Here is a 22,392-nt window from a genome sequence, read left to right on the forward strand (position 1 = left end):
GTGTCCAGGTCCCCCTGGCCTCGCCGGGGAGACCTGGACACACGCTCTGCTTCGCGGACATCCAGAGAGGCCGGAGGGACCGCCGGAACCGCGTCGAGCAGCGTGCGCGTGTACTCGTGCTCCGGCGCGAGCAGCACCTGCTCCACGGGCCCGTGCTCCACGATCCGGCCGTCCCTCATCACGGCTACATCGGAGGCGAGGTCGGCGACCACTCCCATGTTGTGCGTGACCAGCAGCAGCGCGGTGCCCCGCTCGGCGACCAGCTCACGCAGCAGGTCCAGGATCTCGGCCTGCACGGTGACGTCGAGCGCCGTCGTCGGCTCGTCCGCCACGATCAGGCGCGGCTCGCAGGCCAGCGCTATCGCGATGACCACCCGCTGCCGCTGCCCGCCGGACAGCTCGTGCGGGTACTGCCGCGCACGCCGCTCCGGCTCGGGGATACCGACCGACCGCAGCAGGCCGACCGCCCGTTCGCGAGCGACGGCCCGCGGGACCCGCTCGTGGTTCAGCACGGCCTCGGCCACCTGGTCACCGAGCGTCATGGTCGGGTTGAGCGCCGTCATCGGCTCCTGGAAGACCATGGACGCCACGCGGCCGCGAAGGTCCACCAGCTCGCCCTCGGGCATGGCGACGACGTCGCGCGGCCCACCGCCGTCGAACAGCTCCACCGAACCCGTGACCCGCGCGGTCGAGGGCAGCAGCCCCAGCACGGCGAGCGACGTGACGCTCTTGCCGGAGCCCGACTCCCCCACGAGCGCGACGACCCGGCCGCGCCGCACCTCCAGATCGATACCGCGGACGGCGGGCACGTCGCCGGACCCGGTGGCAAAGGTGACGTTCAGGTCCCGGATGCGCAGGACGACGTCGTCCCCGTGCTGGGCCTGGACGGGCAGCGCGCTCATGCGGTCCTCCCCTTCACGTCGACGACGTCCCGCAGCCCGTCGCCCACGAAGTTCAGGGCGCACACGACGATCACTATCGCGAGGCCCGGCGGCAGGATGAGCCACCAGGCGCCCTGGTAGATGTAGTTGATGCCATCGTTGAGCATCGCGCCCCAGTCGGTGGTGGGCGGCTGGATGCCCATACCGAGGAAGCTGATGTAGGCGACGAGCAGGATGGCGTCGGCGACCTGGAACGTCGCGTTCACGACCACCGTGCCGACGGTGTTCGGGATGACGTGCGAGATGACGGTGCGGCCGTGCGATGCACCCATGGCGCGCGCCGCGACCACGTAGTCGCGGGTCCGGACGGACAGCGCCTCCGCCCGGATCAGCCGGGCCGGGACCAGCCACGACACCATCCCCAGCACGACGATCATCATGCCGACCGTCGGCCGCACGATCGTGGAGAGCACCAGCAGCAGGAAGATCGCGGGGATGGCGATCCCGGCGTCGACCACGCGCATCATGACGGCGTCCACGGCTCCTCCGACGTAGCCCGCGATCGCGCCCCACAGGGTGCCGACCACCGTGGCGAGCACGCCCGCAGCCACGCCGACCAGCAGCGATACCCGACCGGCGACCATGAGCCGGCCCAGGTTGTCGTAGCCGAGCGCGTCCGTGCCGAGCGGATGCCCGTCGACCCCGGGCGGGAGGTTCGCGGCGCCGAGGTCGGTCGCCACCTGCTCGGTCGGGTAGACCAGCGGCCCGAGGACGGCGAACAGCACCAGCACCGCGAGCGCCACCGCGCCGACCACGGCCAGCCGGTTCCTCGTGAAACGTCGCAGCGCGGTCATCGTGCGGCCCCCCGGGTGCGCGGGTCCAGGAGCGCCTGGACGACGTCGGCCAGCAGGGAGCCCACGACCGTGGCGACCGAGATGACGAGCACACAGCCGAGCAGGACCGGGAAGTCGCTGCTCTGCGCGGCGCTCCAGAACAGCAGGCCCATGCCGGGGTAGTTGAAGAGCTGCTCGACGACGAGAGCGCCCCCGAACATGACGGGCAGGTAGTAGCCGAGCATCGCGACGACGGGCGTCAGCGAGTTGCGCAGCACGTGCCGGAGCACGACGTCCCGGTAGGCGGTGCCCTTGGCGCGGGCGGTGCGCACGTAGTCCTCGCCGAGGTTGTCCAGGGTCGAGGACCGCATGTAACGGCTGAACGTGGCGACGATCGGCACGGCTCCGGTGAGTACGGGCAGCACGAGCCCGGCGGGCTGGGACAGGACCTCCAGGACCCCGTTGCCCTGCGGTGCCGCCGCCGGGAACAGCCCGGCGGTCTGGCTGAGCAGCAGGATCAGGAGCATCCCGAGGAAGAACGTGGGGGTCGAGTAGGCGACGATCGCCAGGGTCGAGAGCCAGTAGTCGACGGCGCGGTTGCGCCGCACGGCCTGGTAGACGCCGACGGGCACCGCGACGAGCACCGCGAGGACGAGCGACAGCCCGGTCAGGAGCAGCGTCTTGGGCAGGCGCAGGGCGATGGCGTCGGCGACCGACTGGTTCAGCAGGTACGACTCGCCGAGGTCTCCGGTCAGGGAGCGCCCGAGGAACGACAGGTACTGCACGACGACGGGCTGGTCCAGGCCGTTCGCGGCCTCGAACGCCGCTATCTGCTCCGCGCTGGCCTGCTGGCCGAGGACACCTCTGGCCGGGCCGCCGGGCAGCGCGTGCAGCAGGGCGAACACGATCACGCTGACGACGAGGACGACGACGAGCGCCTGGAGCACCCGCCGGATCAGGAACCGGCCGAAGCCGCCGCGCTGTGCCCTGACGGGCAGTGGCGCGGCGACCCCGGGTTCGACGGTCCCGCTCTGTGCTGGGATGGCGGTGGTCATGTCAGTCGGCCCAGCTCCAGCGCTGCGGGTGGAAGCTGGCCAGCGGGTCCTGGGTGGTGCCCTCCAGGCCGTTCTTGATCACCGACACCTGGTATACCGGGTTCGGCAGCCACATGACCGGGAGGTTCTCGGCGCCGTACCTCGAGTACTCCTGCATCACCGACGGGTCGGTGCTCTCGGTGGAGTCGTGCATGAGGGTGTCGAACTCCTCGTCGGAGTACGAGCCGAAGTTCGACGCCGCCCCGGTGCCGAACACGCGCTCGCCGCTCGGGTAGCCGCCGAAGTACCAGCTGCCCGCCGTACCGAAGAACGGCAGCTGCCAGTCGCAGTCCGGCTGGTCCGCGGTGCAGGGCGCGATGGACGAGAGCACGGTGTTCAGCGGAGCCGACTCGATCGTGACGGCGATGCCCGCCGTGTCGAAGGTGGACTTGATCTCGGCGAACATGTTGTCGGTCTCGGCCGAGCCGCTCTGCGTCAGGATGGTGATCGCGAGCTTCTGGCCGTCCTTGACGCCCTCACCGCACTCGTCGTCCCCGTCGCCCGGGGCGGTGCACTCGAGCACGCCGTCGGAGCCCGCGGTCCAGCCGTGGTCGGCCAGCAGCGCGGCCGCGGCCTCCGGGTCGAACGGGTACGGGTTCGCCTTCTGCTCGTCGGAGAGGAAGTCGCTCTCGGGGTTCTGCGGCACGGGACCGTAGCCCGGCAGCGCCGCGCCCTTCCAGATGACGTCGGAGATCTGCTCCTGGTCCACGAGGTGCTGCAGCGCCTGGCGCACGTAGAGCTGGCGGTAGACCGGGCCCAGCTCGGGGTGGTTGAAGTTGTACGGCAGGTACGTGATGGACCAGCCCGCCCACGGCTCGATCGTGTAGTCCAGCCGCTCGTACTGCTCCGGCGCGTCCAGGCCGGTCGTCGGGATGTACCCGTAGTCCACCGCACCGGACCGGACGGCGTTCACCTCGGCGTCCGTCGACGTGTACGGCAGGAGGTTGACGGTGGTGATCGAGGCGGCGTCGTCGCCGTCGTACTTGTCGTTCTTGGTGAGCTCGACCTGGCCGGCGTCGGTGAACCCGGTCAGCGAGTAGGGCCCGTTGATGGTCTGCCACAGCGGGTTGGTCTCGTAGGTGGACAGGTCCTCGCTCTGCGTGACGAGGTAGTCGAAGATCTCCTTCGCGCCCTCCTCCGTCTCGGCGAGCGCCGGGTCGGGTTCGGCGTCGTCGGAGGTCTTGGCCCAGGCGTGCGCGGGCAGCGGCACGATGAGGGTGAGCTGGGACGCCTGCAGCCACTCCGGGTTGTAGACCTTGTCGAAGGTCAGCTCGACCGTCTTGTCGTCGGGGGTCGCGACCTCGGTCACGTTGTCGGGCATGCGACCCTCGGAGTAGCTGGCCCAGACGTCGGTGTTGGCCTTCACGAGGTCGAACCAGAACTTCACGTCCGCTGAGGTGACGGGCTCGCCGTCGCTCCAGGTGCGGTCGTCCAGCGTGATGGTCGCGGTGCGGCCGTCGTCGGAGAAGGTGATATCGGAGGCGAGGTCGGCCTTCGCGACGCGCCCCACCTCGCCCTCGGAACCGTCGTAGGCGACGAGCGGCTCCCAGAGGGTGCGCATGATCGCGGAGTTGTGGGTGGCGAGCTTGCCGGCGATGCCGAGCGGCACTATCCAGTTCGGGGTCGCGTTGGCGGGCAGCGCGTAGTTGACGTCGGTGCGGCCGGCCGCCCCGTCCGCCCCGTCCGCACCGGAGGACGTCGAGCATCCGGCGAGCAGGGCGACGGCTGCGGCAGCCCCGACGGCCAGCCGTACGGCACGTACGGCATGCGTGGTGCGCATCTGAGTCTCCTTGGTGTGCAGCGCCGTCGATGCAAGAGCCTCTGGTCCTGAAGACTTGATTCGGCGGCCGAATAATCAAGCACCGTAGACGCACTAAGTTCTGCTGATCTACGCGCCATCCGTAACAAGACTGTTAATTCGCCCGCGCAAAAAGCCCATGGGCGCAGGCGGCGGCAGGCGATGGTGCAGACTCGTGTCGCTAGCTTGTTCCAGATCCGGCCGAAGTACGGGAAAGCCCCAGGCGCGCCGGACCGCAGAGACGGAGGATGCCCGTGGCCCAGATCGTGCGCCCCCGGGTCGGCGTACCCCGGCTCGAGCGGGAGATTCTCGTGCTCGTGTCGAGCGGCCGGGCCCGGTCCCGCAAGGAGATCGCCGACTCGCTCGGCATCGCACCGTCCACCGTGTCGCAGCGGGTGCAGGCGATGCTCGCCTCGGGTGCCCTGGAGGAGACGGGCGAGGGCGCCTCCAGCGGCGGACGGCGCCCCCGGTCCCTGCGGGTGCCGGGCAGCACCGGCTACCTCGGCGTCGTCGACGTCGGCGGCACCCACGCGCGACTCGGGATCCTGCGGCACGGCGGCGAGCTGGCCACGACGACGGAGGTGGCGATCGCCGTCGCCGACGGCCCGGAACCGGTGCTGACGCAGGTCACTGCGGCTCTGCGTGAGCTGACGGGCACCCTGCCCGACGGCGGCCGGCTGCTCGGCGTCGGTATCTCCCTGCCCGGCCCGGTCGACGTCGCCCGCCGCGCCCTCGACTCGCCGTCGCGCATGCCTGGATGGTCGGGGTTCGACGTCGGGACCTGGCTCGAGGACGCCCTGGACGTCCCGGTGGTGGTCGAGAACGACGCCAACGCGATGGCGGTCGGTGAGCACTTCGGGCACGCCCGCCGGACCCGGCACTCCGTGTCGGTCAAGGCGGGCAGCGCCATCGGCTCCGGCATCCTCGTCGACGACCGGCTGTACCGCGGCGCGGGCGGCGGAGCCGGCGACATCACGCACACCCGCGTCCCCGCCGGCGGCGACACCCCGTGCACGTGCGGCAACCGCGGCTGCCTGGAGACGGTGGCCTCGGGCGCTCACCTGGTGCGGCTCCTGAGGGAGCAGGGGTACGACGTCGCGGCGACCGCCGACGTCCTGCGCCTCGTGCGGGACGCCGACCCCGTGGCGACCACGCTCGCCCGGACCGCCGGCCGGCACCTGGGCGAGGTGCTGTGCACGGTGGTCAACTTCTTCAATCCCGGCGCCGTGTACCTGGGCGGCGCGCTGTCCACGCTCGAGCCGTTCGTCTCGGCGATCCGCAGCCAGATCTACGAGGGCGCCCACCCGCTGACGACCCGCGACCTGGTGATCGCGCCGTCCGCCCTGGGCGCCGACGCCAACCTCGTGGGCGTGGGCCGCCTCCTGGAGGACACGCTCGTACCGCACGCCCTCGCCACCACCGCACCGGAAGGATCACGATGACCAGCACCCGCCCGCGGGTTGCGATCGCCGGCATGTCGATCGAGTCCAGCACGTTCTCCCCGCACCGCTCCGGCTGGGAGGCGTTCACGCTCCGCCGCGGCGACGAGCTGGTGGCGCACTACCCGTTCCTCGCCGACGGCGCTCCCCTGCGCGACGCCGCCGGCTGGACCGGCGTGCTGCACGCCCGCTCGCTGCCCGGCGGGGCCGTGCCCGCCGACGTCTACGAGTCCGTGCGCGACGAGATCGTCGCGACGCTGCGCGCCCAGCAGGCCGAGCACGGCCCGTACGACGGTGTGCTGCTCGACATCCACGGCGCCATGACGGTCGTCGGGCGGGACGACGCCGAGGCCGACCTCGCGGCGGCCGTCCGCGCCGCCGTCGGCCCCGGGACGCTGATCAGCACCACCACGGACCTGCACGGCAACGTGCCGCGCGAGCTGGCCGAGGTCAGCGACCTGATCACGTGCTACCGCATGGCCCCGCACGAGGACGTGTGGGAGACGCGGGAGCGCGCCGCCGGGAACCTGCTCTCGCGGCTACGGTCCGGCGGCGCCCCGAAGAAGGCGTGGCTGCAGGTCCCGGTGCTGCTCCCGGGCGAGAAGACCAGCACGCGGATCGAGCCTGCCGCTTCGATCTACGCGGACGTCGCGCGGGTCGCCGAGCTGCCCGGCGTGGTCGACGCCGCGCTCTGGGTCGGGTACGCGTGGGCCGACGAGCCGAGCTGCCGGGCCGTCGTCGTCGTCACGGGTGACGACGAGGAGCTGATCGTGCGCGAGGCCGAGCGGCTGGGCCGCCGGTACTGGGACGCGCGCGACGAGTTCGCGTTCGTGGCTCCTGCCGCGCCGTACGAGGAGTGCGTGGCGACCGCCCTGGCGAGCGAGCAGCGGCCGTACTTCCTGTCCGACTCGGGCGACAACCCGACCGCCGGCGGCGCGGGCGACGTCACGTGGACGCTGGCACGGCTCCTTGCCGAGCCGGCGTTCGCCGCGACGTCCGAGGCCAGCAGCCGCACCGCGATCTACGCCTCGCTGCCCGACGCCGCCGCGGCCCGCGAGGTCGCGAAGGCCTGGGCGGAGCACGGCGCGGGCGCCGAGGTCGACGTCGAGGCGGGTGCCCGCGTGGACGACGGTCCGCACGGGCCGGTCCGGCTGCGCGGGGTCGTGGAGCACGTCAGCGAAGGTGACCCGGACGCCGGGATCGTGACCGTCGTCCGCGTGGGCGGGCTGCGCGTGATCCTCACGGAGCGCCGCAAGCCGTACCACCTGGAGTCGGACTTCACGTCGATCGGGCTGGACCCGCGCGGGACCGACGTCGTCGTCGTCAAGATCGGCTACCTGGAGCCGGACCTGTACGACATGGCGGCCGACTGGATGCTGATGCTCACCCCGGGCGGCGTCGACCAGGACCTGCTCCGCCTGGGCCACCACCGCCTGACCGACCCGACCCACCCGTTCCACGAGTTCGAGAGCGAACCGAACCTCACCCCGACCCTCCTCTAACCCGTTGAGTGCTGGCTATTCGTTGTCCAAGAGGCCCTCGGACAACAGATAGCCAGCACTCGACGGAGGAGGACAGTCAGGCCTCCGCGACCAGGGAGAACAGGTCCTTCGGGTCTTCCGGCTCCGCGATGAGGTCGAGGTGCTGGAGCAGCTCCGGCGCGTTCGCCGTCACGTCCTCCAGCACGAACTTCAGCGCGGTCCAGTCCTCCACGGCGAACCCGACGGAGTCCCAGACCACCAGCTCCTCGGCGCTCTGCCGCCCCGCAGCCGCACCCGTGATGACCTGCCACAGCTCCGTGACCGGGAAGTCCGGCGCCTGGTGCTGGATCTCGCCCTCGATGCGGGTCTGCTCCGGCAGCTCCACGAACACGCTCGCACGGGCGATGATCGCCGGGTCCAGCTCGGTCTTGCCCGGGCAGTCGCCGCCGATCGCGTTGATGAACACCCCGCCGGTGACCTCGGCGTCGTGCAGCACCGTCGCGTTCTGCTTGTCTGCGGTGCACGTCGTGATGACGTCGGCGCCGCGGACGGCGTCAGCGGCGTCGACCGCCATGACGACGTCGAAGCCGAGCGCCTTGGCGTGCCGGGCAAGCTTCTCCATGGCGAGCGGGTCGACGTCGAAGATCCGCAGCGTCTCGATGCCCAGCTCGGCACGCATGCCGAGCGCCTGGAACTCGGCCTGCGAGCCGCAGCCGATCAGGGCCAGGGTGCGGGACTCTGCGGGCGCAAGGTACCGGGCGGCGAGGGCCGACGTCGCGGCCGTGCGCAGCGCGGTGAGCAGCGTCATCTCGGCGAGGAACGTCGGGTAGCCGTTGCGGACGTCGGCGAGCACGCCGATCGCCGTCACCGTCTGGAACCCGTTCGTCGGGTTGAGCGGGTGCCCGTTGACCAGCTTGAAGCCGTAGGTCTCCGCGTCGGAGGTCGGCATCAGCTCGATGACGCCCTCCTTGGAGTGCGAGGCGATGCGCGGCCGCTTGTCGAGCTCGGGCCAGCGCGCGAAGTCGCGCTCCAGCGCGTCGGTCAGGGCGGCGATGGCCGCCTCGGGGCCGCGGCGGGCCACCCAGCGGGCGGTCGCGGCGACGTCGAGGTACGGGACTGTGGTCATCGCTGGGTCTCCTCGGAGGTGACGGTGATGGCTACGGCGTCGTCCGCCGCCGGGCGCAGCTCGAGCGTGCAGCACTTGACCGAGCCGCCGCCCTTGAAGATCTCGGACAGGTCGACGCCGACCGGGACGAAGCCCCGCTCCTTGAGGGCGTCGGCGTAGTCGCGGGCGCGGTCGCTGAGGAACACGTGCAGCCCGTCGGACACGACGTTCAGGCCCAGCACGGCGGCGTCGTCGGCACCGACCAGGATCGCGTCGGGGAACAGGCGGCGCAGCGTCTCCTGCGCGGCGGGGCTGAACGCCTCGGGGTAGTAGGCCACCACGGTCTCGCCGGAGACGGCGCCGTCGTCGAGCACCGAGAGCGCGGTGTCGAGGTGGTAGTAGCGCGGGTCGACCAGCTCGAGCGGGACGAGCTCGATGCCCTGCTCGGCCAGCTCCAGGCGCTCGGCCACCTCGGCGTGGCCGGCGGGCGTGGTGCGGAAGCCGGTGCCTGCGAGCAGCAGCTTGCCGATCAGCAGCAGGTCGCCCTCGCCCTCCATGGTCTCGACGGCCTCGCCGAGCCGGCGGTAGGGCGCGGCGGCGTCGGTGTCGAACCAGCGGTCGTAGGCCGGGCCCTCGGCCGCACGCTCGGGGAACGTGAAGCGGGCGGCGAGCGCCCGTCCGCCGACGACGATCCCGCCGTTGGCCGCGTAGACCATGTCGGGCAGGCCGGGCTCGGGCTCGATCACGTCGACCCGGTGGCCGCGGGCCTCGTAGGCGGCGCGCAGCGCCTCCCACTGCGCGAGCGCCTTGGTGGTGTCGACGGGCGACGACGGGTCCATCCAGGGGTTGATGGCGTAGACGACGTCGAAGTACGTGGGCGGGCACATGAGGTAGTGCCGGGGTGTGGCGGTCCGCTGCGCGGTGGTCTGCGGCATCGCGGTGGTCTGCGTCATGCCGTGAGGCTACGTGCGCACCGATTCACAACAGCCATGCTTCCGTTGTGCATTCAGCCACGGTTTCTTGCGCAATCGCGCGCCGTACTGAACGATTCGTTCATGGATGCCGTGAACCGGGCAATTGTCGGCGAGCTGCTGCGCGACGGGCGGGCCACCTACCAGGAGGTCGGCAGCGTCGTCGGGCTCTCCGCGCCCGCCGTGAAGCGCCGGGTGGACCTCATGATCGCCCGTGGGGAGATCGCGGGGTTCACCGTGCGCGTCGACCCGCAGGCGATGGGCTGGACCCTGGAGGGGTACGTCGAGATCTTCTGCTCCGGCATCGTCTCGCCCGCGGTGCTCGAGCGCGACTTCGCGCCCATCCCGGAGGTGGTCCGGGTCTCCACCGTGACCGGCGACGCCGACGCGATGGTGCACGTCATGGCGTCGAGCATGGAGCAGATCGAGCACGTGGTGGAGCGCATCCGGACGGTCACGCACGTGGTCAAGACACGGACGGCGCTCGTGATGTCGCGGGTGGTCGACCGTCCGGGCGCCTGATGTGACCGGTCTGGGCCCGGCACACCTTAGGGTGTCCTAACAGGACTTCCCTGTGAGGACCGGAGGGCGCCCCCGATGATCAGAACCACGGTCTCCGACGACGTCGCCGGCTGGCTCGACGTGCTCGGACCTCTCGCGTTCTACCTGGTCGTCTGGGGCCTCGTCTTCGTCGGCACCGCGTTCTTCGTCGGCGTCTTCATCCCGTTCCTCACCGGGGACGGCCTGCTGTTCGGCGCGGGCATCGTCGCGGGCAGCACCGACCGCATCGACATCTGGGTGCTCGCGATCGGCGTCGGCGTCGCCGCGGTGGCGGGCGACCAGGTCGCGTTCCTCCTGGGCCGCAGGTACGGGCGGCCGTACCTGAGCTCCCGGAAGGGACGCTGGGTGCAGTCGATGGTGGTGCGCACCGAGCGGTTCTACGAGCTGTTCGGCTGGTGGTCGGTGGTCATCGGCCGCTACATGCCGTGGGCGCGGGTGTTCGTCCCGGTGATCGCGGGGATCGGCGGCATGCCGTACCTGCGCTTCCTCACCGCGAACGTGTTCGGGGCGCTCAGCTGGGCGGTCCTCATCACGGTGCTCGGGTACTTCGCGGCGTCGGACCCGTCGGTACGGCCCATCGCGTACGTGGTCGCGGGCGTGGTCATCGCGGCGTCGGTGGTGGCGGGCATCCGCGCCTGGCGCCAGGACCGGGCGGGCCGCGCGGCTACTCCCGCATAGCGCCGGGGGATCAAGCGGGCGCGCCGGGGGATCAACTACGCCGCGTGGCGAGCGGCGAGGCTGGGAACATGCCTTCCCAGAGCGTCTCGTCGAGCACCTCCCCCGGGACTGCGGACAGCCGACCGGCCGTCGCCGTCAGCCCCCCGCGCCGCACCTGGACACCCGTCGCGGCGCTCTCCTTCGGCATCGCCATGGTGCTCATGGGCGAGTTCCTCCCGGCGAGCGTGCTGCCTGCCCTCGCGGCCGACGTCGGGGTGAGCGAGGGCCGGGCCGGCCTCGCGGTGGCCGCTACCGCGATCGCCGGCGCGTTCACCGCGCCGAGCATCGCCGTGCTGCTCCCGCGGACCGACCGCCGCACGGTGCTTGTCGCCCTGCTCGGGATCGCGGCGCTCTCGAACGTCGCGGTGGCGCTCGCGCCGAGCTTCGCCGTGCTCCTGGTCGGTCGGCTGCTGCTCGGTGTCGCGCTCGCGGGCTACTGGTCGTTCGCCTTCGGCGCCGGCACCCACGCCGTGCCGGGCAAGGATCGCCTGGTCTCGTCCGCGCTGGCGTTCGGCACCAGCATCGCGACGGTGGTCGGTATCCCGCTCGCCTCCGTCGTGGGGGACGCCGTCGGCTGGCGAGCCACGTTCGGCGGCACCGCGGTGCTCACCGCGCTCGGCGCCGTCGCGCTCGCCGTGGCTCTGCCCTCGGTCCCGCCCCACCCGGGGGCCGGCCTGCGCATGCTGCGCGCGGCCCTGCGCAACGGGCGGCTCATGGCGGGTATCGCCTGCGTGGTGCTGGTCGCGCTCGGCAACTTCGCCGCGTACCCCTACATCCGCATAGCCATCGAGGACGTGGACCCTGCCGCTACCACGTGGCTGCTGCTCACGTGGGGCATCGGCGGGCTGGTGGGCACCCTGCTGGCGGGCGTCCTCGCCCGGTGGCTGCGGCCGCTGGCCGCCGTCGCGCCGGTCGTGCTCTCCGCCTCGCTCGTGCTGGCGGCGTTCGCCACCTCGGTGCCAGTGCTTGCGGTCGCCATGGTGCTGTGGGGCCTCTCCATCAGCATGATGCCGGTGATCACGCAGCTCTGGGTCACCAGGGTCGAGCCGGAGCGGGCGGAGTCCGCGATGTCGCTGCAGGTCACCGCCTTCCAGGTAGCGATAACGGTCGGCGCCGCCCGGGGCGGCGCGCTACTGGACGGGCACGGCGTCCAGTCGTTGCTGCTGGTCGGCGCGGGAGCGGCTGTCGCGGCCGGGATCGGCTGGGCGGTCCTGCGGGTGCCCCGCACCTGAGACCGCCTGCGTGGCCGACGCCGCCGTCCGGCCCGCTCGGGCGGCCGGTGCCGGCGGGACCGACGGGACCCAGGGCCGCCGCCGCGAGACCGGCCAGGCCTCCGGCGGGTCGAGGGACGACGTCGGCCCGGTCGCCGTCGCCCCGGTCGCCGTCGGTCCGACGGGCGCCGGCGGCCCGGTCCGCCACGCGAGCGGCGAGACGCCGTGGTCCGCCGCGAACGCCCGGCTGAATGCCGCCACCGAGCCGTACCCCACCTCGAACGCGACCCGGGTCACCGGGAGGCGCTCGACGGCGAGCAGCGTGCGGGCCCGGTGCATCCGCACCTCCCGCAGCATCCGCATGGGGCTGTGACCCGTCGCGCGGCGGAACCGCCCGGTGAGGGCGGAGCGCGACAGGTGCACCAGACCCGCCATCTCGTCGAGCGTCCACTGCTCCTCCGGCCGGGCCGCCAGCTCTGCCACCACGTGGGCAACCACGGGGTCAGCGGCTGCGGCCCCTGCGCGGTCGCCACCGTCGGCACGGGCTGCGCCCTGCTCGCCCTGGTCGGCGCCCCCGCCGGAACCCGCTGCTCCGTCGGCGTCGTCCTGCGACAGCCGCGACATCGCCGCCCCGATGAGGCCCGCGTAGCTGGACGAGAACAGGTCCCGGCTGCACTTCACCTCGAGGGGGCAGGCGGTCACGAGCGCGACGACGCCGCGCTGCCGCTCGCTGAAACCCCGCACGATCAGCGGGCTCGGTGGCGCCGCGGACGGCACGGTGCACCACAGGTCGCCGCGCACGAGCTCCGTCTCCGCGTCGACGACGAGCCGGTGGGCCGTCCGGGCGTCGACGAGCACCGCGTCGCCCGGCAGCACCCGGCTGCGCGCGCCCGCTGTCTCGAGCGTCACGGCACCGGTGAGGACCAGGGCCCACAGGCCGTTGGACCCGGACGTGGTGGCACCGGCGGGCAACCACTCGCGCTTCAGCGTCGTCATCTGCCACTCCATATGAAGCGGAGCCACGGAAGCCGGTGGGCTATTCCCGCCCGGGCCGGTCCGAACGCGCGGACCGGCGGCACGCACTCGGCCGGGCGATCAACAGCGGGCGTCAGAGGATCAAGTGGCCTGAGGGCCTGGCGGCGACGCTGGAGGCATGCCCACCCAGAGCGCCACTGTGCCCGCACAGCCTTCGCCACCGAGCACCGCATCGAGCACCGAACCGAGCACCGACCTGAGCACCCCGCCCCGCACGACCTGGACACCGGTCGTCGCGCTCGCGTCCGGGATCGCGATCCTGGTCGCCAGCGAGTTCCTGCCCGCCAGCGTGCTGCCTGGCCTCGCGGCCGACATCGGCGTGAGCGAGGGCACGGCGGGCCTTGCCGTGGCCGCGACGGCGATCGCCGGGGCGTTCACGGCGCCGAGCATCGCGGTGCTGCTCCCCCGGGCCGACCGCCGCACGGTGATGCTCGGCCTGCTCGCCGCCGCCGCGGTGTCGAACCTCGCGGTCGCCGTCGCACCCAGCTTCGCCGTGCTGCTGATCGGCCGCCTTCTGCTCGGCATCGCGATCGCCGGGTACTGGTCGTTCGCCTTCGGCGTCGGCACCCACGCCGTCCCCGGCAAGGACCGCCTGGTGTCATCGGCAATCTCGTTCGGCGTCAGCATCGCGACGGTGCTCGGCGTCCCGCTCGGTTCGATAGTGGGCGACGCCGTCGGCTGGCGGATGGCGTTCGGAGGCGCGGCCGTCCTCTGCGCGATCAGCGCGGTCGCCCTCGCGATCGCCCTCCCCTCCGTCCCGGCCCACCCGACGGCGGGCCTGCGGATGCTGCGCGAGGCCCTGCGCAACAGGCGGCTGATGGCCGGTCTCGGGTGCGTGGTGCTGGTCGCGCTCGGCAACTTCGCGGCCTACCCGTACATCCGCCTCGCGATCGACCGCATCGATCCCGGCGCCACCACCTGGATGCTGCTGGCGTGGGGCGTCGGCGCCGTCACGGGCACGATCGTGGCCGGGATGCTCGCGCGCTGGCTGCGACCGCTGGCCGCTGCCGCACCGATCGCGCTCGGCGCCGCGCTGGTCCTCAGCGCGACCGCCTCGTCCGTGCCGGTGCTGACCGTCGCGGTGGTCCTGTGGGGCTTCGCGTTCAACATGGTCCCCGTGATGGTCCAGCTCTGGGGCGCACGGGTCGAGCCAGCACGGACCGAGTCGGCGATGTCGCTCATCGTCACCGCCTTCCAGGTGGCGATCACCGTGGGCTCCGCGCTGGGCGGGCTGCTACTGGACGGGTACGGCGTCCGGTCGCTGCTGCTGGTCGGCGCGGGAGCGGCGGTGGCGGCGGGGCTCGGCTGGGCGTTCCTGCGGATACCCCGCGGCTGACGCCCTTCTCGCGAACGGGGCGCCGGACGGCGCGCCGTTCGCGAGGGGGGCAGGGTGAGGCGCCACGGCGTCGGGGCCCGCCGCCGCGGGCGCGGTACGCCACGCGAGCGGCGAGACGCCGTGGTCCGCGGTGAACGCCCGGCTGAACGCGGCGACCGATCCGTACCCCACCTCGAACGCCACCCGCGTGACCGCCAGGCACTGCTTGGTGAGCAGGGTGCGGGCCCGGTTCATCCGCACCTCGCGCAGCATCCGCATGGGGCTGTGCCCGGTCGCACGGCGGAAGCGGTCGGTCAGCGCCGAGCGCGACAGGTGCACCAGGCCGGCCATCCGGTCGAGGGTCCACCGCTCGCCCGGGCTCGCCGCGAGGGCGGCGACCACCTCGGCGACCTCCGGGTCGTCGGCCGGGCCGCGTGCGCCGTCGGCCTGACCGCCGACCGCCTCGGCCGGCCGGGACATGGCGGAGATCGCCGCGCCGATGAGGCCGGCGTAGGCCGCCGCGAACCGGTCGGCCTTGCACTGCACACTGAGCGGGCAGGTGGTCACGAGGGCGACGACGCCGCGGTGCTCGTCGCCGAACCCCCGCAGGACCAGCGGGCTCGACCACGGCAGGGCGGGGGCCTCCCGCCGGAGGTCCCCGTGCACGAGGTCGGTGTCGACGTCGGCGGTGAGCCGGTATGCCGTCCGGGGATCGACGAGCACCGCGTCGCCGGGCAGGATCGTCCGGCGACCGCCCGCCGTCTCGAGCGTCGCGGCACCGGACAGGATCAGGGCCCACAGCGCGCCGGACCGCACCAGGGTCGCGTCAGCAGGTAGCTGCTCGCGCTTCAGCGTCGTCATGTCCCATTCCATACGAAGCGGAGCCACGAACGCGCGCCGCCTATTCCCGGACCGGCTTCAGCCTGGCCGTGGCCATCGCGACCGGGATCGCCACCGCGCCGATCAGCGCCCCCACCGCGACCGCGGCCGGCACGCCGAACCCGCTGATCGCGAGGCCGCCGACAGCGGCTCCCGTCGCGACGCCCACGTTCGCGGCCGACGCCGGGAGCGACTGCGCGAGCGGCGCACCCGGCCCCGCCAGGCCGACCACCCGGTGCTGCAGGGACGGCGCCATCCCCATGGTGCACAGGCCCAGCAGCGCCAGGATCAGCGCCACCATGACCGGCGACGAGCCGAGGAACCAGAGCGCGACCAGCGACAGCGTCAGGCCGGTCAGCCCGAGGACCAGCGCGCGTGCGGCGTTCCAGTCCGCCAGCCGGCCGCCCACGTAGGCGCCGGCGGCCGTCGCCGCGCCGTAGATCATCAGGTACACCCCGACCATGGCCCCGGAGACCCCGGTGACCTCCTCGAGGAACGGCACCACGTAGCTCCAGGCCGCGCACGAGGCGGCGAACACCAGGAAGCAGACGACGAGCAGCGCGAGCACCCGTGGCGCGAAGGCGCTCCTCAGCTGCCCGCCTCCGGCGTCGTCCGCGCTCGCGCCGGGCAGGGACGGGACCAGGAACCAGGAGGCGGCCAGGACGAGCGCGCCGAGCGCCGCCACGGCGACGAAGGCGCCGCGCCAGCCGGCGACCTGCCCGAGCGCCGTCCCGAGCGGGGCACCGAACGCCCCGGCCAGCGTGTTGCCGAGGAGGATCGCGGCCATTGCCCGGCCGGCCGCCTCGCGCGGGACGACGGCGGTCGCCACCGTGAACGCCGTCGCGAGGAAGAGGCCGTGCAGGGCCCCGGTGATGCCGCGGGAGACCAGGAAGGTCAGGTAGTCGGCGGTGACGACGGCGAGCAGGTTCCCGAGCACGAAGATCGCGATGGAGCCGCGGACCACCGTCCGGCGGTCGAGCCGCATGGTCGCCATGGTCAGGAGCGGACCGCCCGCGGCCAGGCCGACGGCGTAGGCGGTGACCAGGCCCCCGGCGGCGGGCACCGATACGCCGAGGTCGCCCGAGATGACCACCAGCAGGCCGATCACGAGCGTCTCGGCGGTACCGAGCACGAAGTTCGCCGCGAAGAGCGTCGAGAGCGTGCGGCGGGCCGACGGCGGCGCGGCGGGAACCGCTCGTGTCCGTACGTCCATGCGTTCCTCCGGGTGAGCAGTGGCCGCGCCGATCGCAACCAAGTGATTGCGACACTATGGCAACCATCTGGTTGCGTCAAGACGTGAGCGGGCATAGGCTCCGGGGCATGTCCTTTCCCGACCGCATAGAGCGGACCATCGAGCTCGGCCACCCGCCCGCGACCGTCTGGGCCGCCGTGACCACCGCGGAGGGCCTGGCGTCCTGGTTCGGCCACCACGCCGACATCGACCTGCGCCCGGGCGGCGCCGCCCGGATCGCGTGGGACGACGGCGCCAAGCACGACCTCCGGATCGAACGCGTGGAGGAGCCGTCGGCCTTCGCCTTCACCTGGCAGATCCACGACATGCCTGACGACGACCCGCGCCGCACCTACGTCGAGTTCACGCTGGAGCCGGCCGGCGACCCCGCCGGCACGAGCACCCGGCTCACCGTGACGGAGACGGGCTTCGCCCAGTTCCCCGCCGACGACCACGCGGTGGCATATCCGGACCACGTCACCGGGTGGGAGCGGGAGCTGGGCGAGCTCGCCGCATATCTCGCTGTCGCGTGAACGATGATCTCGTGAGCGACCGCCCCGTGAACGAGCCGGAGAAGACAGCCGAGCAGGTCTTCGCGGCACTCGCCGACCCGACCCGGCGCGCCATCCTCGGCGAGCTCGCGGCCCGCGGTCCCGCGACGGCGACGGACCTGTCCGGCCGGCTGCCCATCACCCGGCAGGCGATCGCGAAGCATCTGGCCCTGCTGACGGACGCCGGCCTGGTGATCCCGGAGCCCGGCGAGCGCCGTCGTGTGCGCTACCGGCTGCACTCGACCCCGATGCAGGTGGCCCAGCAGTTTCTCGCGGCGCTCGCGCGGGACTGGGACTCCCCGCTCGCCGCGCTCAAGGCACATCTGGACGGCGGGGCACATCTGGACGGCGGGCAGCCGCCGTCGCGCTGACCTGGGCCTTGCCCTGACATACTGCGGGTGGCATGCCCGCAGGTCATGTCACAGCCAAGGAGTCAACATGCTGATCGCCGGTCTCGTGCTCGCGGGTGTCGCAGCCCTGGTCCACGTCTACATCTTCTATCTGGAGGCCTTCGCCTGGACCGACCGGAAGACCTTGGCGACGTTCGGGATGACCGCAGACCAGGCAGAGGCGACGCGGCCGATGGCTCTGAACCAGGGTTTCTACAACCTGTTCCTCGCGATCGTCACCGGCGTCGGCATCGTCTTCACGGCCACCGGGTCGACGGCTGTGGGTGCGGCCCTCGTGCTCGCCGGAACCGGCTCGATGGTCGCGGCGGCGCTCGTCCTGGTGATCTCGGACCCGACCAAGCGCGACGCGGCGCTCAAGCAGGGCCTCGTCCCGCTGCTGGCGATCATCGCCCTGGTGGTCGGCCTGCTCCTCTGACTCCCCAGACCTCCTGGCCGTGGGCGCTCAGGTGGGGACGTCCATGCGTTGCGTTCCGATGACCGCGAGGAGACGTAAGGCCTCTTCCGACGGCGAACCCGGGTCCGCCGTGTAGACCACCACCTGCTGGTCCTGGTCGGTGAGGTCGAGGGCGTCGCAGTTGACGGTGACCGGCCCGACCAGCGGGTGCCGGAAGGACTTGCGCAGGGTGCGCGCGACCCGCACGTCGCCGGAGGACCACAGCTCCGCGAACTCCGGGCTGCCCGCGACGAGCTCCTCGACGAGCGCGGTCACCTCGGAGTCTTCGGGGTACCGGGCCGCCGTGTTGCGGAGCCGAGCGACGGACGAGCGGGCGAACTCGCCGGCGTCGGAGACGCCGTAGAGCCGCTCCCCCGGCACCTGTGAGCCGAGGAACGCCCGGCGGGCGAGGTTGCGCTCACGACGCGGCAGCGCCGACCAGTCCTCCATGAGCGCCGCCGCGAGCCCGTTCCAGGCGATGACCTCGAGGGTCGCCGAGGTGACGAAGGCAGCGGCCTGCGGCAGCCGGTCCAGCATGAGCTGGACGCTCGGCCGGACCTCGCGCGGCGGTCCTGGCGGTGGGCCCGGAGGCACGCCGGCGAGCTCGTGCAGGTAGCCACGCTCGGCGTCGGACAGGCGCAGCGCCCGCGTGAGGCCGCCCAGGACCTCGCGCGAGGGATGCGGGCCACGGGCCTGCTCCAGCCGCGTGTAGTACTCGGTGGAGATGTAGGCGAGCTGCGCCACCTCCTCGCGGCGCAGGCCCGGGGTGCGGCGTCGCCGCCCTGCGGGCAGGCCGACGTCGGCGGGTGTGATCCGTTCCCGTCTGCCGCGCAGGAACGTCGCGAGCTCTGCTCGGTCCATACCCCGAGTATGGGCAGACGGCGGGGCCATAGCCAGGTACCCGCGCTGCCTGGATAGACCCCGGCGCCCGGCGCAGGCTCGTCGGTATGAGCACACCACCTACCGAAGCGACCACCACGACGACCGGAGCCGGCCTGCTCGCCGGCAAGGTCGCCTTCATCACCGGCGCGGGCCGCGGCATCGGCGCGGCCTCGGCCCGCCTGTTCGCCCGGGAGGGCGCCACGGTGTTCCTCGCTGCCCGCACCGAGGAACAGCTCAAGACCGTCACCGACGAGGTCAGGGCGGCGGGCGGCACCGCGCACTACGCGGTAGCCGACCTGTCCGACGCCGACAGCGTGCGCGCCGCCGTCGACCGGGTGGTGGAGCTGCACGGCCGCCTGGACGTCGCGTTCAACAACGGCGCCACGTTCACCCCGCCACAGCCGCTGGACGAGGTCTCCGAGGCCGACTTCGACCGCCTCTACGCCGTGAACCTGCGCGGGCCGTGGCTGGCCATGGTCGCCGAGATCAACGCCATCCGGGCCACGGCGGGTACCGGTGCCATCGTCAACAACACCAGCATCGGCAGCCTGCGGGCCAACCCCGTGCTGCCCGCCTACGGCGCGATGAAGAGGGGCGTGAACAGCCTCACCGAGTCGGCCGCCGTCACCTACGGGCCCGAGGGCATCCGGGTCAACGCGGTCTCCCCCGGCGGCACGTACACCGAGATGATCCGGGCCTGGGAGGAGCACACCCCGGGGTTGATGGAGCAGCTGACGCCCGGGATCCCGCTGCGCCGCGGCGCCCAGCCCGAGGAGATCGCCGAGGCAGCGGCCTGGCTGCTCAGCGACCGCGCCTCCTTCGTGACGGGCGCGATCCTGAAGGTGGACGGCGGCGCGGGAGCCTGACGCCGGCTGAGGCACGTGGTCGGCGATCCGTCAGGTGATCGGCAGTCCGAGGTGCCGATCACCTGACGGATCGCCGATCACGCCGCGGCTCCTCTGCGGAGGCGGCGCAGCATGCGCGGGTCCTGGAAACCGACCGTACGGGCCGCCGACTCCACGGTCGCGCCGTGGCCGATCAGGTGCTCTGCCCGTTCGAGCCGCAGCAGCTGCTGGTACCGCAGCGGCGTCATCCCGGCGGCCCGGGTGAACAGCCTCGTCAGCGTGCGCGCCGCGACGCCGGCGTGCGCGGCCAGGTCGGCGAGCGGCAGGGTCCGCGCGAAGTGGGTGTCTATGTGGTCCTGCACGCGGTGGACCGTGTCGTCGACGTGCGACCGGTGCCGCAGCATCGCGCTGGCCTGCGGCTCCGTCCCGTTCCGGCGGGTGTAGACCACCATCTCGCGGGCCACCCGGGCGGCGAGCGCGGGGCCGTGCCGCATGGCCAGCAGGTGCAGCGAGAGGTCGATGCCGCTCGCGATGCCGGCGGAGGTGACCACGCCGCCGTCCGTGGTGAACAGGACGTCCCGGACCACGTGCGCCCGGGGGTAGCGGGCGGCGAGATCGTCCTGGACGGCATGGTGCGTGGTGCAGCGCCGGCCGTCCAGCAGGCCGGCCTGGCCGAGGGCGTCCGCCCCCGCGCACACGCTCGCGACGGTGCCGCCCGCGCCGTGGTGGGCGGCGAGCCGCTCGCGCAGCGAGACGCTCAGCCGGGGCCAGGCGACCTTGACGCCTCCGACGCGCCAACCGGGTACGACGACGAGGTCGTCGGGGCCCAGCTCCGGCCAGTCGGTACCCGCGACGAGCGGGAGGCCCTGCGCCGAGGCGACCACACCGGCGTCGGGCCCGCCACCTGCGGAACCATCCGGTTCGACGCCGGAGACGTACCGCAGGTCGTAGGGCCGGCCGAAGTCGCCCGCCGCGAAGAAGGCCTGCGCGGGGCCCGCCAGGTCGAGCAGGTGGACCCCGGGCAGCAGCACGAAGACGACAGTGGTCACGTGGCCGATGCTGTCACGCCCACCTCGGACTTTGCCTCGGACTCTGCCTCGGACTCGAGCTCCGCGACGGTGGCGATGCGCGCGAACCGGTCACGGAGCACGGCCTCGGTGCGCTCCAGGATGTCGGCGGCGCTGAACCGGCCGAGCGGATCGGTGCTGGTGGCGTCGCTCACGAACGTCACGGCGTAGCCGAGGTCGGAGCCGACCCGCGTGGTGGTCTCCACGCACTGCTCGGCCCGGATGCCGCACACGCGCAGCTCCCCCACGCCGTGCGCGGTGAGGATCTGCTGGAGGTTGGTGGTCGTGAACGCGTTGTGCGAGGTCTTGTGGAGCACCGGCTCGTCGGGCAGTGGCTCGCTCAGCTCGGCGAACAGCCGGACGTTGCCGGACGCCGGGTCGAACGGGTTGCCCGTCCCCGGCTCGGTGTGCAGCACCCAGACGACGAGGTCACCGGCGGCGCGGGCGAGGTCGACGAGCCGGTTGACGGGCTCCGCGACCGTCGGGTTGAGAGTGTCGGCCCACTGCGGGCGCACACGGAAGGACTCCTGGACGTCTACGACGATCAGCGCTCGGTTCATGCCTCCAGTCTGGTCACGCGGGCGCTCGGGCGGGAGGCCGGATCGGGTCGCGGGGCGGACGGATCTGGTCATCGTGTGGGCCGCTCCGACCCGGCGAGGACGCCGCCCTGGCGGCCGGCCGAGCGGCCGGCCGAGCGAGGTGTCGCGGGTGGAGTGTGTTGCCGTGCGTAGACGTTGTCTACGCACGGCAACACACTCCGCGGCCGGGCTGTCTGCCGACCGCGCCAGGTGCGGACCGGAGCCCGTCAGACCTCGAAGGCAGCCACGTTTCGCCGCGCCCAGTCGGCGAAGGACCGCGCGGGCCGGCCCAGCACCGTCTCGACGTCCGGGCTCACCACCTGCTCCTCCGGGAGCGGCTCGCCCAGGATCGCCAGGGTGCCGTCGACGACATGCTCCGGGATGTACGCGAGCATCCCGGCGCGGGCCTCCGCACGCGTGAGCTCGACAAACGTCAGGGGGACGCCGAGCGCCTCGGCGAGCGCCCGGGTCCGCTCGCGCGGCGAGACCGCAGCCGGGCCGGTGAGCGCGTAGGTGCGGCCCGTGTGGCCGTCGTCGACCAGGGCGGCCGCCGCGACCTCCGCGATGTCGGACGGGTCGACGGCGGGCAGTGCGACGTCGCCGAACGGCGCGTGCACCGTGCGTTCCGCGCGGACCGACGGCGCCCAGGCGAACGCGTTGCTGGCGAAGTCGCCGGGCCGCAGCACCGTCCAGTCGAGGCCCGACCCTCGCACGAGCTTCTCGAGCTGGGCGAGGGGTCCGTGCGAGACCGAGCCGGACCGCGTGGCTGCGCCCAGCGACGAGAGCAGGACGAGGCGGCGCACGCCCGCGTCGGCCGCCGTGGTGATGATCCGCTCGGTGTCCAGGTGCTCGCCCGAGCCCGGCACCAGGAGGAACATCGCCTCCGCGCCGGCGACGACGGCGCGCAGGCTGTCCGGGTCGGCAAGGTCCGCGCGCTCTCCGCGGACCCGGGGGTCGTCGAGCGGGGCGGTGCCGGCGCGAGACACCGCGGTGACGTCATGGCCCCGTCGGGCAAGCTCGGCGACCAGCGGTCGGCCGATGTTTCCGGTGGCTCCGGTGACGATGATCATGGGTG

23 protein-coding genes are annotated in these 22,392 nt (G+C 72.8%); 10 read left to right on the plus strand and 13 right to left on the minus strand.

Going from position 1 to position 22,392, the window contains the following annotated elements; translation table 11 throughout:
• The 4 genes from AB0I32_RS19400 to AB0I32_RS19415 form a co-directional block, all read right to left on the minus strand.
• Positions 1-902 (minus strand): ABC transporter ATP-binding protein (locus AB0I32_RS19400; RefSeq protein WP_357508933.1); only part of this gene is annotated, 902 nt, incomplete at its 3' end.
• Positions 899-1,735, minus strand: a complete 837-nt coding sequence (locus AB0I32_RS19405) for an ABC transporter permease (RefSeq protein ID WP_357508935.1) — start codon at positions 1,733-1,735, stop codon at positions 899-901. The genes AB0I32_RS19405 and AB0I32_RS19400, both read right to left, overlap by 4 nt.
• Positions 1,732-2,769: an ABC transporter permease gene (locus AB0I32_RS19410; RefSeq protein ID WP_357508937.1), complete on the minus strand. Its 1,038-nt coding sequence runs from the start codon at positions 2,767-2,769 to the stop codon at positions 1,732-1,734. The genes AB0I32_RS19405 and AB0I32_RS19410 overlap by 4 nt, the downstream gene beginning before the upstream one ends.
• Position 2,770: 1 nt before the next feature.
• On the minus strand, positions 2,771-4,588 hold the full coding sequence (locus AB0I32_RS19415; RefSeq protein ID WP_357508939.1) for a peptide ABC transporter substrate-binding protein: 1,818 nt from the start codon (positions 4,586-4,588) through the stop codon (positions 2,771-2,773).
• A gap of 272 nt (positions 4,589-4,860) precedes the next feature.
• On the opposite strand from AB0I32_RS19415, the gene AB0I32_RS19420 reads away from it, so the two are divergent.
• Together AB0I32_RS19420 and AB0I32_RS19425 are read left to right on the plus strand one after the other, a co-directional pair.
• Positions 4,861-6,048 (plus strand): ROK family transcriptional regulator, encoded by a 1,188-nt coding sequence (locus AB0I32_RS19420; protein WP_357508941.1) that lies wholly within the window; start codon positions 4,861-4,863, stop codon positions 6,046-6,048.
• The gene (locus AB0I32_RS19425; protein ID WP_357508943.1) at positions 6,045-7,547 is read left to right on the plus strand and encodes a M81 family metallopeptidase; all 1,503 of its coding nucleotides are present in this window, start codon (positions 6,045-6,047) and stop codon (positions 7,545-7,547) included. Before AB0I32_RS19420 ends, AB0I32_RS19425 begins: the two co-directional genes overlap by 4 nt.
• 76 nt (positions 7,548-7,623) lie before the next feature.
• Here the strand turns inward: AB0I32_RS19425 and AB0I32_RS19430 are convergent, their stop codons facing one another.
• The gene (locus tag AB0I32_RS19430) at positions 7,624-8,652 is read right to left on the minus strand and encodes an ornithine cyclodeaminase (protein WP_357508945.1); all 1,029 of its coding nucleotides are present in this window, start codon (positions 8,650-8,652) and stop codon (positions 7,624-7,626) included.
• A complete protein-coding gene (gene ddaH, locus AB0I32_RS19435) occupies positions 8,649-9,584 on the minus strand; it encodes a dimethylargininase (RefSeq protein ID WP_357508947.1) in 936 nt (311 codons plus the stop codon). The genes AB0I32_RS19430 and ddaH overlap by 4 nt, the downstream gene beginning before the upstream one ends.
• Positions 9,585-9,686: 102 nt before the next feature.
• Here ddaH and AB0I32_RS19440 point away from each other — a divergent pair, with 102 nt between their 5' ends.
• The 3 genes from AB0I32_RS19440 (at position 9,687) to AB0I32_RS19450 (ending at position 12,112) form a co-directional block, all read left to right on the plus strand.
• Positions 9,687-10,124: an Lrp/AsnC family transcriptional regulator gene (locus tag AB0I32_RS19440; protein ID WP_357508949.1), complete on the plus strand. Its 438-nt coding sequence runs from the start codon at positions 9,687-9,689 to the stop codon at positions 10,122-10,124.
• A gap of 75 nt (positions 10,125-10,199) precedes the next feature.
• Positions 10,200-10,841, plus strand: coding sequence for a DedA family protein (locus tag AB0I32_RS19445; RefSeq protein WP_357508951.1), 642 nt, complete (start codon positions 10,200-10,202; stop codon positions 10,839-10,841).
• A gap of 68 nt (positions 10,842-10,909) precedes the next feature.
• Entirely contained in the window at positions 10,910-12,112 is a 1,203-nt protein-coding gene (locus tag AB0I32_RS19450; RefSeq protein WP_357508953.1) for an MFS transporter, read from the plus strand.
• On the opposite strand, the gene AB0I32_RS19455 is transcribed toward AB0I32_RS19450, so the two are convergent.
• On the minus strand, positions 12,011-13,087 hold the full coding sequence (locus AB0I32_RS19455; protein ID WP_357508955.1) for an AraC family transcriptional regulator: 1,077 nt from the start codon (positions 13,085-13,087) through the stop codon (positions 12,011-12,013). The genes AB0I32_RS19450 and AB0I32_RS19455 overlap by 102 nt on opposite strands.
• A gap of 157 nt (positions 13,088-13,244) precedes the next feature.
• On the opposite strand from AB0I32_RS19455, the gene AB0I32_RS19460 reads away from it, so the two are divergent.
• Positions 13,245-14,462: an MFS transporter gene (locus AB0I32_RS19460; protein WP_357508957.1), complete on the plus strand. Its 1,218-nt coding sequence runs from the start codon at positions 13,245-13,247 to the stop codon at positions 14,460-14,462.
• Here the strand turns inward: AB0I32_RS19460 and AB0I32_RS19465 are convergent.
• Together AB0I32_RS19465 and AB0I32_RS19470 are read right to left on the minus strand one after the other, a co-directional pair.
• A complete protein-coding gene (locus tag AB0I32_RS19465; RefSeq protein WP_357508959.1) occupies positions 14,361-15,302 on the minus strand; it encodes an AraC family transcriptional regulator in 942 nt (313 codons plus the stop codon). The genes AB0I32_RS19460 and AB0I32_RS19465 overlap by 102 nt on opposite strands.
• A 40-nt stretch (positions 15,303-15,342) precedes the next feature.
• The gene (locus AB0I32_RS19470; RefSeq protein ID WP_357508961.1) at positions 15,343-16,533 is read right to left on the minus strand and encodes an MFS transporter; all 1,191 of its coding nucleotides are present in this window, start codon (positions 16,531-16,533) and stop codon (positions 15,343-15,345) included.
• Between the two features lie 107 nt (positions 16,534-16,640).
• Between AB0I32_RS19470 and AB0I32_RS19475 the strand changes: the two genes are divergently transcribed.
• The 3 genes from AB0I32_RS19475 to AB0I32_RS19485 all read left to right on the plus strand — a co-directional run bounded on the left by AB0I32_RS19475 (position 16,641) and on the right by AB0I32_RS19485 (position 17,927).
• Positions 16,641-17,084, plus strand: coding sequence for an SRPBCC domain-containing protein (locus AB0I32_RS19475; protein WP_357508963.1), 444 nt, complete (start codon positions 16,641-16,643; stop codon positions 17,082-17,084).
• Positions 17,085-17,095: 11 nt separating this feature from the next.
• The gene (locus AB0I32_RS19480) at positions 17,096-17,473 is read left to right on the plus strand and encodes a metalloregulator ArsR/SmtB family transcription factor (protein WP_357508965.1); all 378 of its coding nucleotides are present in this window, start codon (positions 17,096-17,098) and stop codon (positions 17,471-17,473) included.
• A gap of 67 nt (positions 17,474-17,540) precedes the next feature.
• Positions 17,541-17,927 carry a DUF1304 domain-containing protein gene (locus AB0I32_RS19485; protein ID WP_357508967.1) on the plus strand — a complete coding sequence of 129 codons (387 nt, stop codon included), beginning with the start codon at positions 17,541-17,543 and terminating at the stop codon, positions 17,925-17,927.
• A 27-nt stretch (positions 17,928-17,954) separates the two neighbouring features.
• Here AB0I32_RS19485 and AB0I32_RS19490 read toward each other — a convergent pair whose 3' ends face one another.
• Positions 17,955-18,806, minus strand: coding sequence for a helix-turn-helix transcriptional regulator (locus tag AB0I32_RS19490; RefSeq protein ID WP_357508969.1), 852 nt, complete (start codon positions 18,804-18,806; stop codon positions 17,955-17,957).
• Positions 18,807-18,892: 86 nt separating this feature from the next.
• On the opposite strand from AB0I32_RS19490, the gene AB0I32_RS19495 reads away from it, so the two are divergent.
• Complete coding sequence (locus AB0I32_RS19495; protein ID WP_357508971.1) at positions 18,893-19,693, plus strand: SDR family oxidoreductase; 801 nt, start codon at positions 18,893-18,895, stop codon at positions 19,691-19,693.
• A 77-nt stretch (positions 19,694-19,770) separates the two neighbouring features.
• Here the strand turns inward: AB0I32_RS19495 and AB0I32_RS19500 are convergent, their stop codons facing one another.
• From AB0I32_RS19500 to AB0I32_RS19510, 3 genes are all read right to left on the minus strand, one after another.
• Positions 19,771-20,721: a DJ-1/PfpI family protein gene (locus AB0I32_RS19500; protein ID WP_357508973.1), complete on the minus strand. Its 951-nt coding sequence runs from the start codon at positions 20,719-20,721 to the stop codon at positions 19,771-19,773.
• Positions 20,718-21,299, minus strand: coding sequence for an isochorismatase family protein (locus AB0I32_RS19505; RefSeq protein WP_357508975.1), 582 nt, complete (start codon positions 21,297-21,299; stop codon positions 20,718-20,720). Before AB0I32_RS19505 ends, AB0I32_RS19500 begins: the two co-directional genes overlap by 4 nt.
• Before the next feature lie 245 nt (positions 21,300-21,544).
• Positions 21,545-22,387, minus strand: coding sequence for an NAD(P)H-binding protein (locus AB0I32_RS19510; RefSeq protein WP_357508977.1), 843 nt, complete (start codon positions 22,385-22,387; stop codon positions 21,545-21,547).
• Between the last annotated feature and the right edge of the window lie 5 nt (positions 22,388-22,392).

Origin of the sequence: Promicromonospora sp. NPDC050249, from assembly GCF_040656015.1 — a bacterium.
GTDB lineage: Bacteria > Actinomycetota > Actinomycetes > Actinomycetales > Cellulomonadaceae > Promicromonospora.

Excerpts from the sequence above, each read along its gene's own strand:
- AB0I32_RS19485 (WP_357508967.1), top strand. The coding sequence starts at position 17,541 with ATGCTGATCGCCGGTCTCGTGCTCGCGGGTGTCGCAGCCCTGGTCCAC.
- AB0I32_RS19475 (WP_357508963.1), top strand. The coding sequence starts at position 16,641 with ATGTCCTTTCCCGACCGCATAGAGCGGACCATCGAGCTCGGCCACCCG.
- AB0I32_RS19465 (WP_357508959.1), bottom strand. The coding sequence starts at position 15,302 with ATGACGACGCTGAAGCGCGAGCAGCTACCTGCTGACGCGACCCTGGTG.
- AB0I32_RS19505 (WP_357508975.1), bottom strand. The coding sequence starts at position 21,299 with ATGAACCGAGCGCTGATCGTCGTAGACGTCCAGGAGTCCTTCCGTGTG.
- AB0I32_RS19425 (WP_357508943.1), top strand. The coding sequence starts at position 6,045 with ATGACCAGCACCCGCCCGCGGGTTGCGATCGCCGGCATGTCGATCGAG.
- AB0I32_RS19470 (WP_357508961.1), bottom strand. The coding sequence starts at position 16,533 with ATGGACGTACGGACACGAGCGGTTCCCGCCGCGCCGCCGTCGGCCCGC.
- AB0I32_RS19445 (WP_357508951.1), top strand. The coding sequence starts at position 10,200 with ATGATCAGAACCACGGTCTCCGACGACGTCGCCGGCTGGCTCGACGTG.
- ddaH (WP_357508947.1), bottom strand. The coding sequence starts at position 9,584 with ATGACGCAGACCACCGCGATGCCGCAGACCACCGCGCAGCGGACCGCC.
- AB0I32_RS19510 (WP_357508977.1), bottom strand. The coding sequence starts at position 22,387 with ATGATCATCGTCACCGGAGCCACCGGAAACATCGGCCGACCGCTGGTC.
- AB0I32_RS19490 (WP_357508969.1), bottom strand. The coding sequence starts at position 18,806 with ATGGACCGAGCAGAGCTCGCGACGTTCCTGCGCGGCAGACGGGAACGG.
- AB0I32_RS19495 (WP_357508971.1), top strand. The coding sequence starts at position 18,893 with ATGAGCACACCACCTACCGAAGCGACCACCACGACGACCGGAGCCGGC.
- AB0I32_RS19405 (WP_357508935.1), bottom strand. The coding sequence starts at position 1,735 with ATGACCGCGCTGCGACGTTTCACGAGGAACCGGCTGGCCGTGGTCGGC.
- AB0I32_RS19460 (WP_357508957.1), top strand. The coding sequence starts at position 13,245 with ATGCCCACCCAGAGCGCCACTGTGCCCGCACAGCCTTCGCCACCGAGC.
- AB0I32_RS19415 (WP_357508939.1), bottom strand. The coding sequence starts at position 4,588 with ATGCGCACCACGCATGCCGTACGTGCCGTACGGCTGGCCGTCGGGGCT.
- AB0I32_RS19450 (WP_357508953.1), top strand. The coding sequence starts at position 10,910 with ATGCCTTCCCAGAGCGTCTCGTCGAGCACCTCCCCCGGGACTGCGGAC.
- AB0I32_RS19410 (WP_357508937.1), bottom strand. The coding sequence starts at position 2,769 with ATGACCACCGCCATCCCAGCACAGAGCGGGACCGTCGAACCCGGGGTC.
- AB0I32_RS19440 (WP_357508949.1), top strand. The coding sequence starts at position 9,687 with ATGGATGCCGTGAACCGGGCAATTGTCGGCGAGCTGCTGCGCGACGGG.
- AB0I32_RS19430 (WP_357508945.1), bottom strand. The coding sequence starts at position 8,652 with ATGACCACAGTCCCGTACCTCGACGTCGCCGCGACCGCCCGCTGGGTG.
- AB0I32_RS19455 (WP_357508955.1), bottom strand. The coding sequence starts at position 13,087 with ATGACGACGCTGAAGCGCGAGTGGTTGCCCGCCGGTGCCACCACGTCC.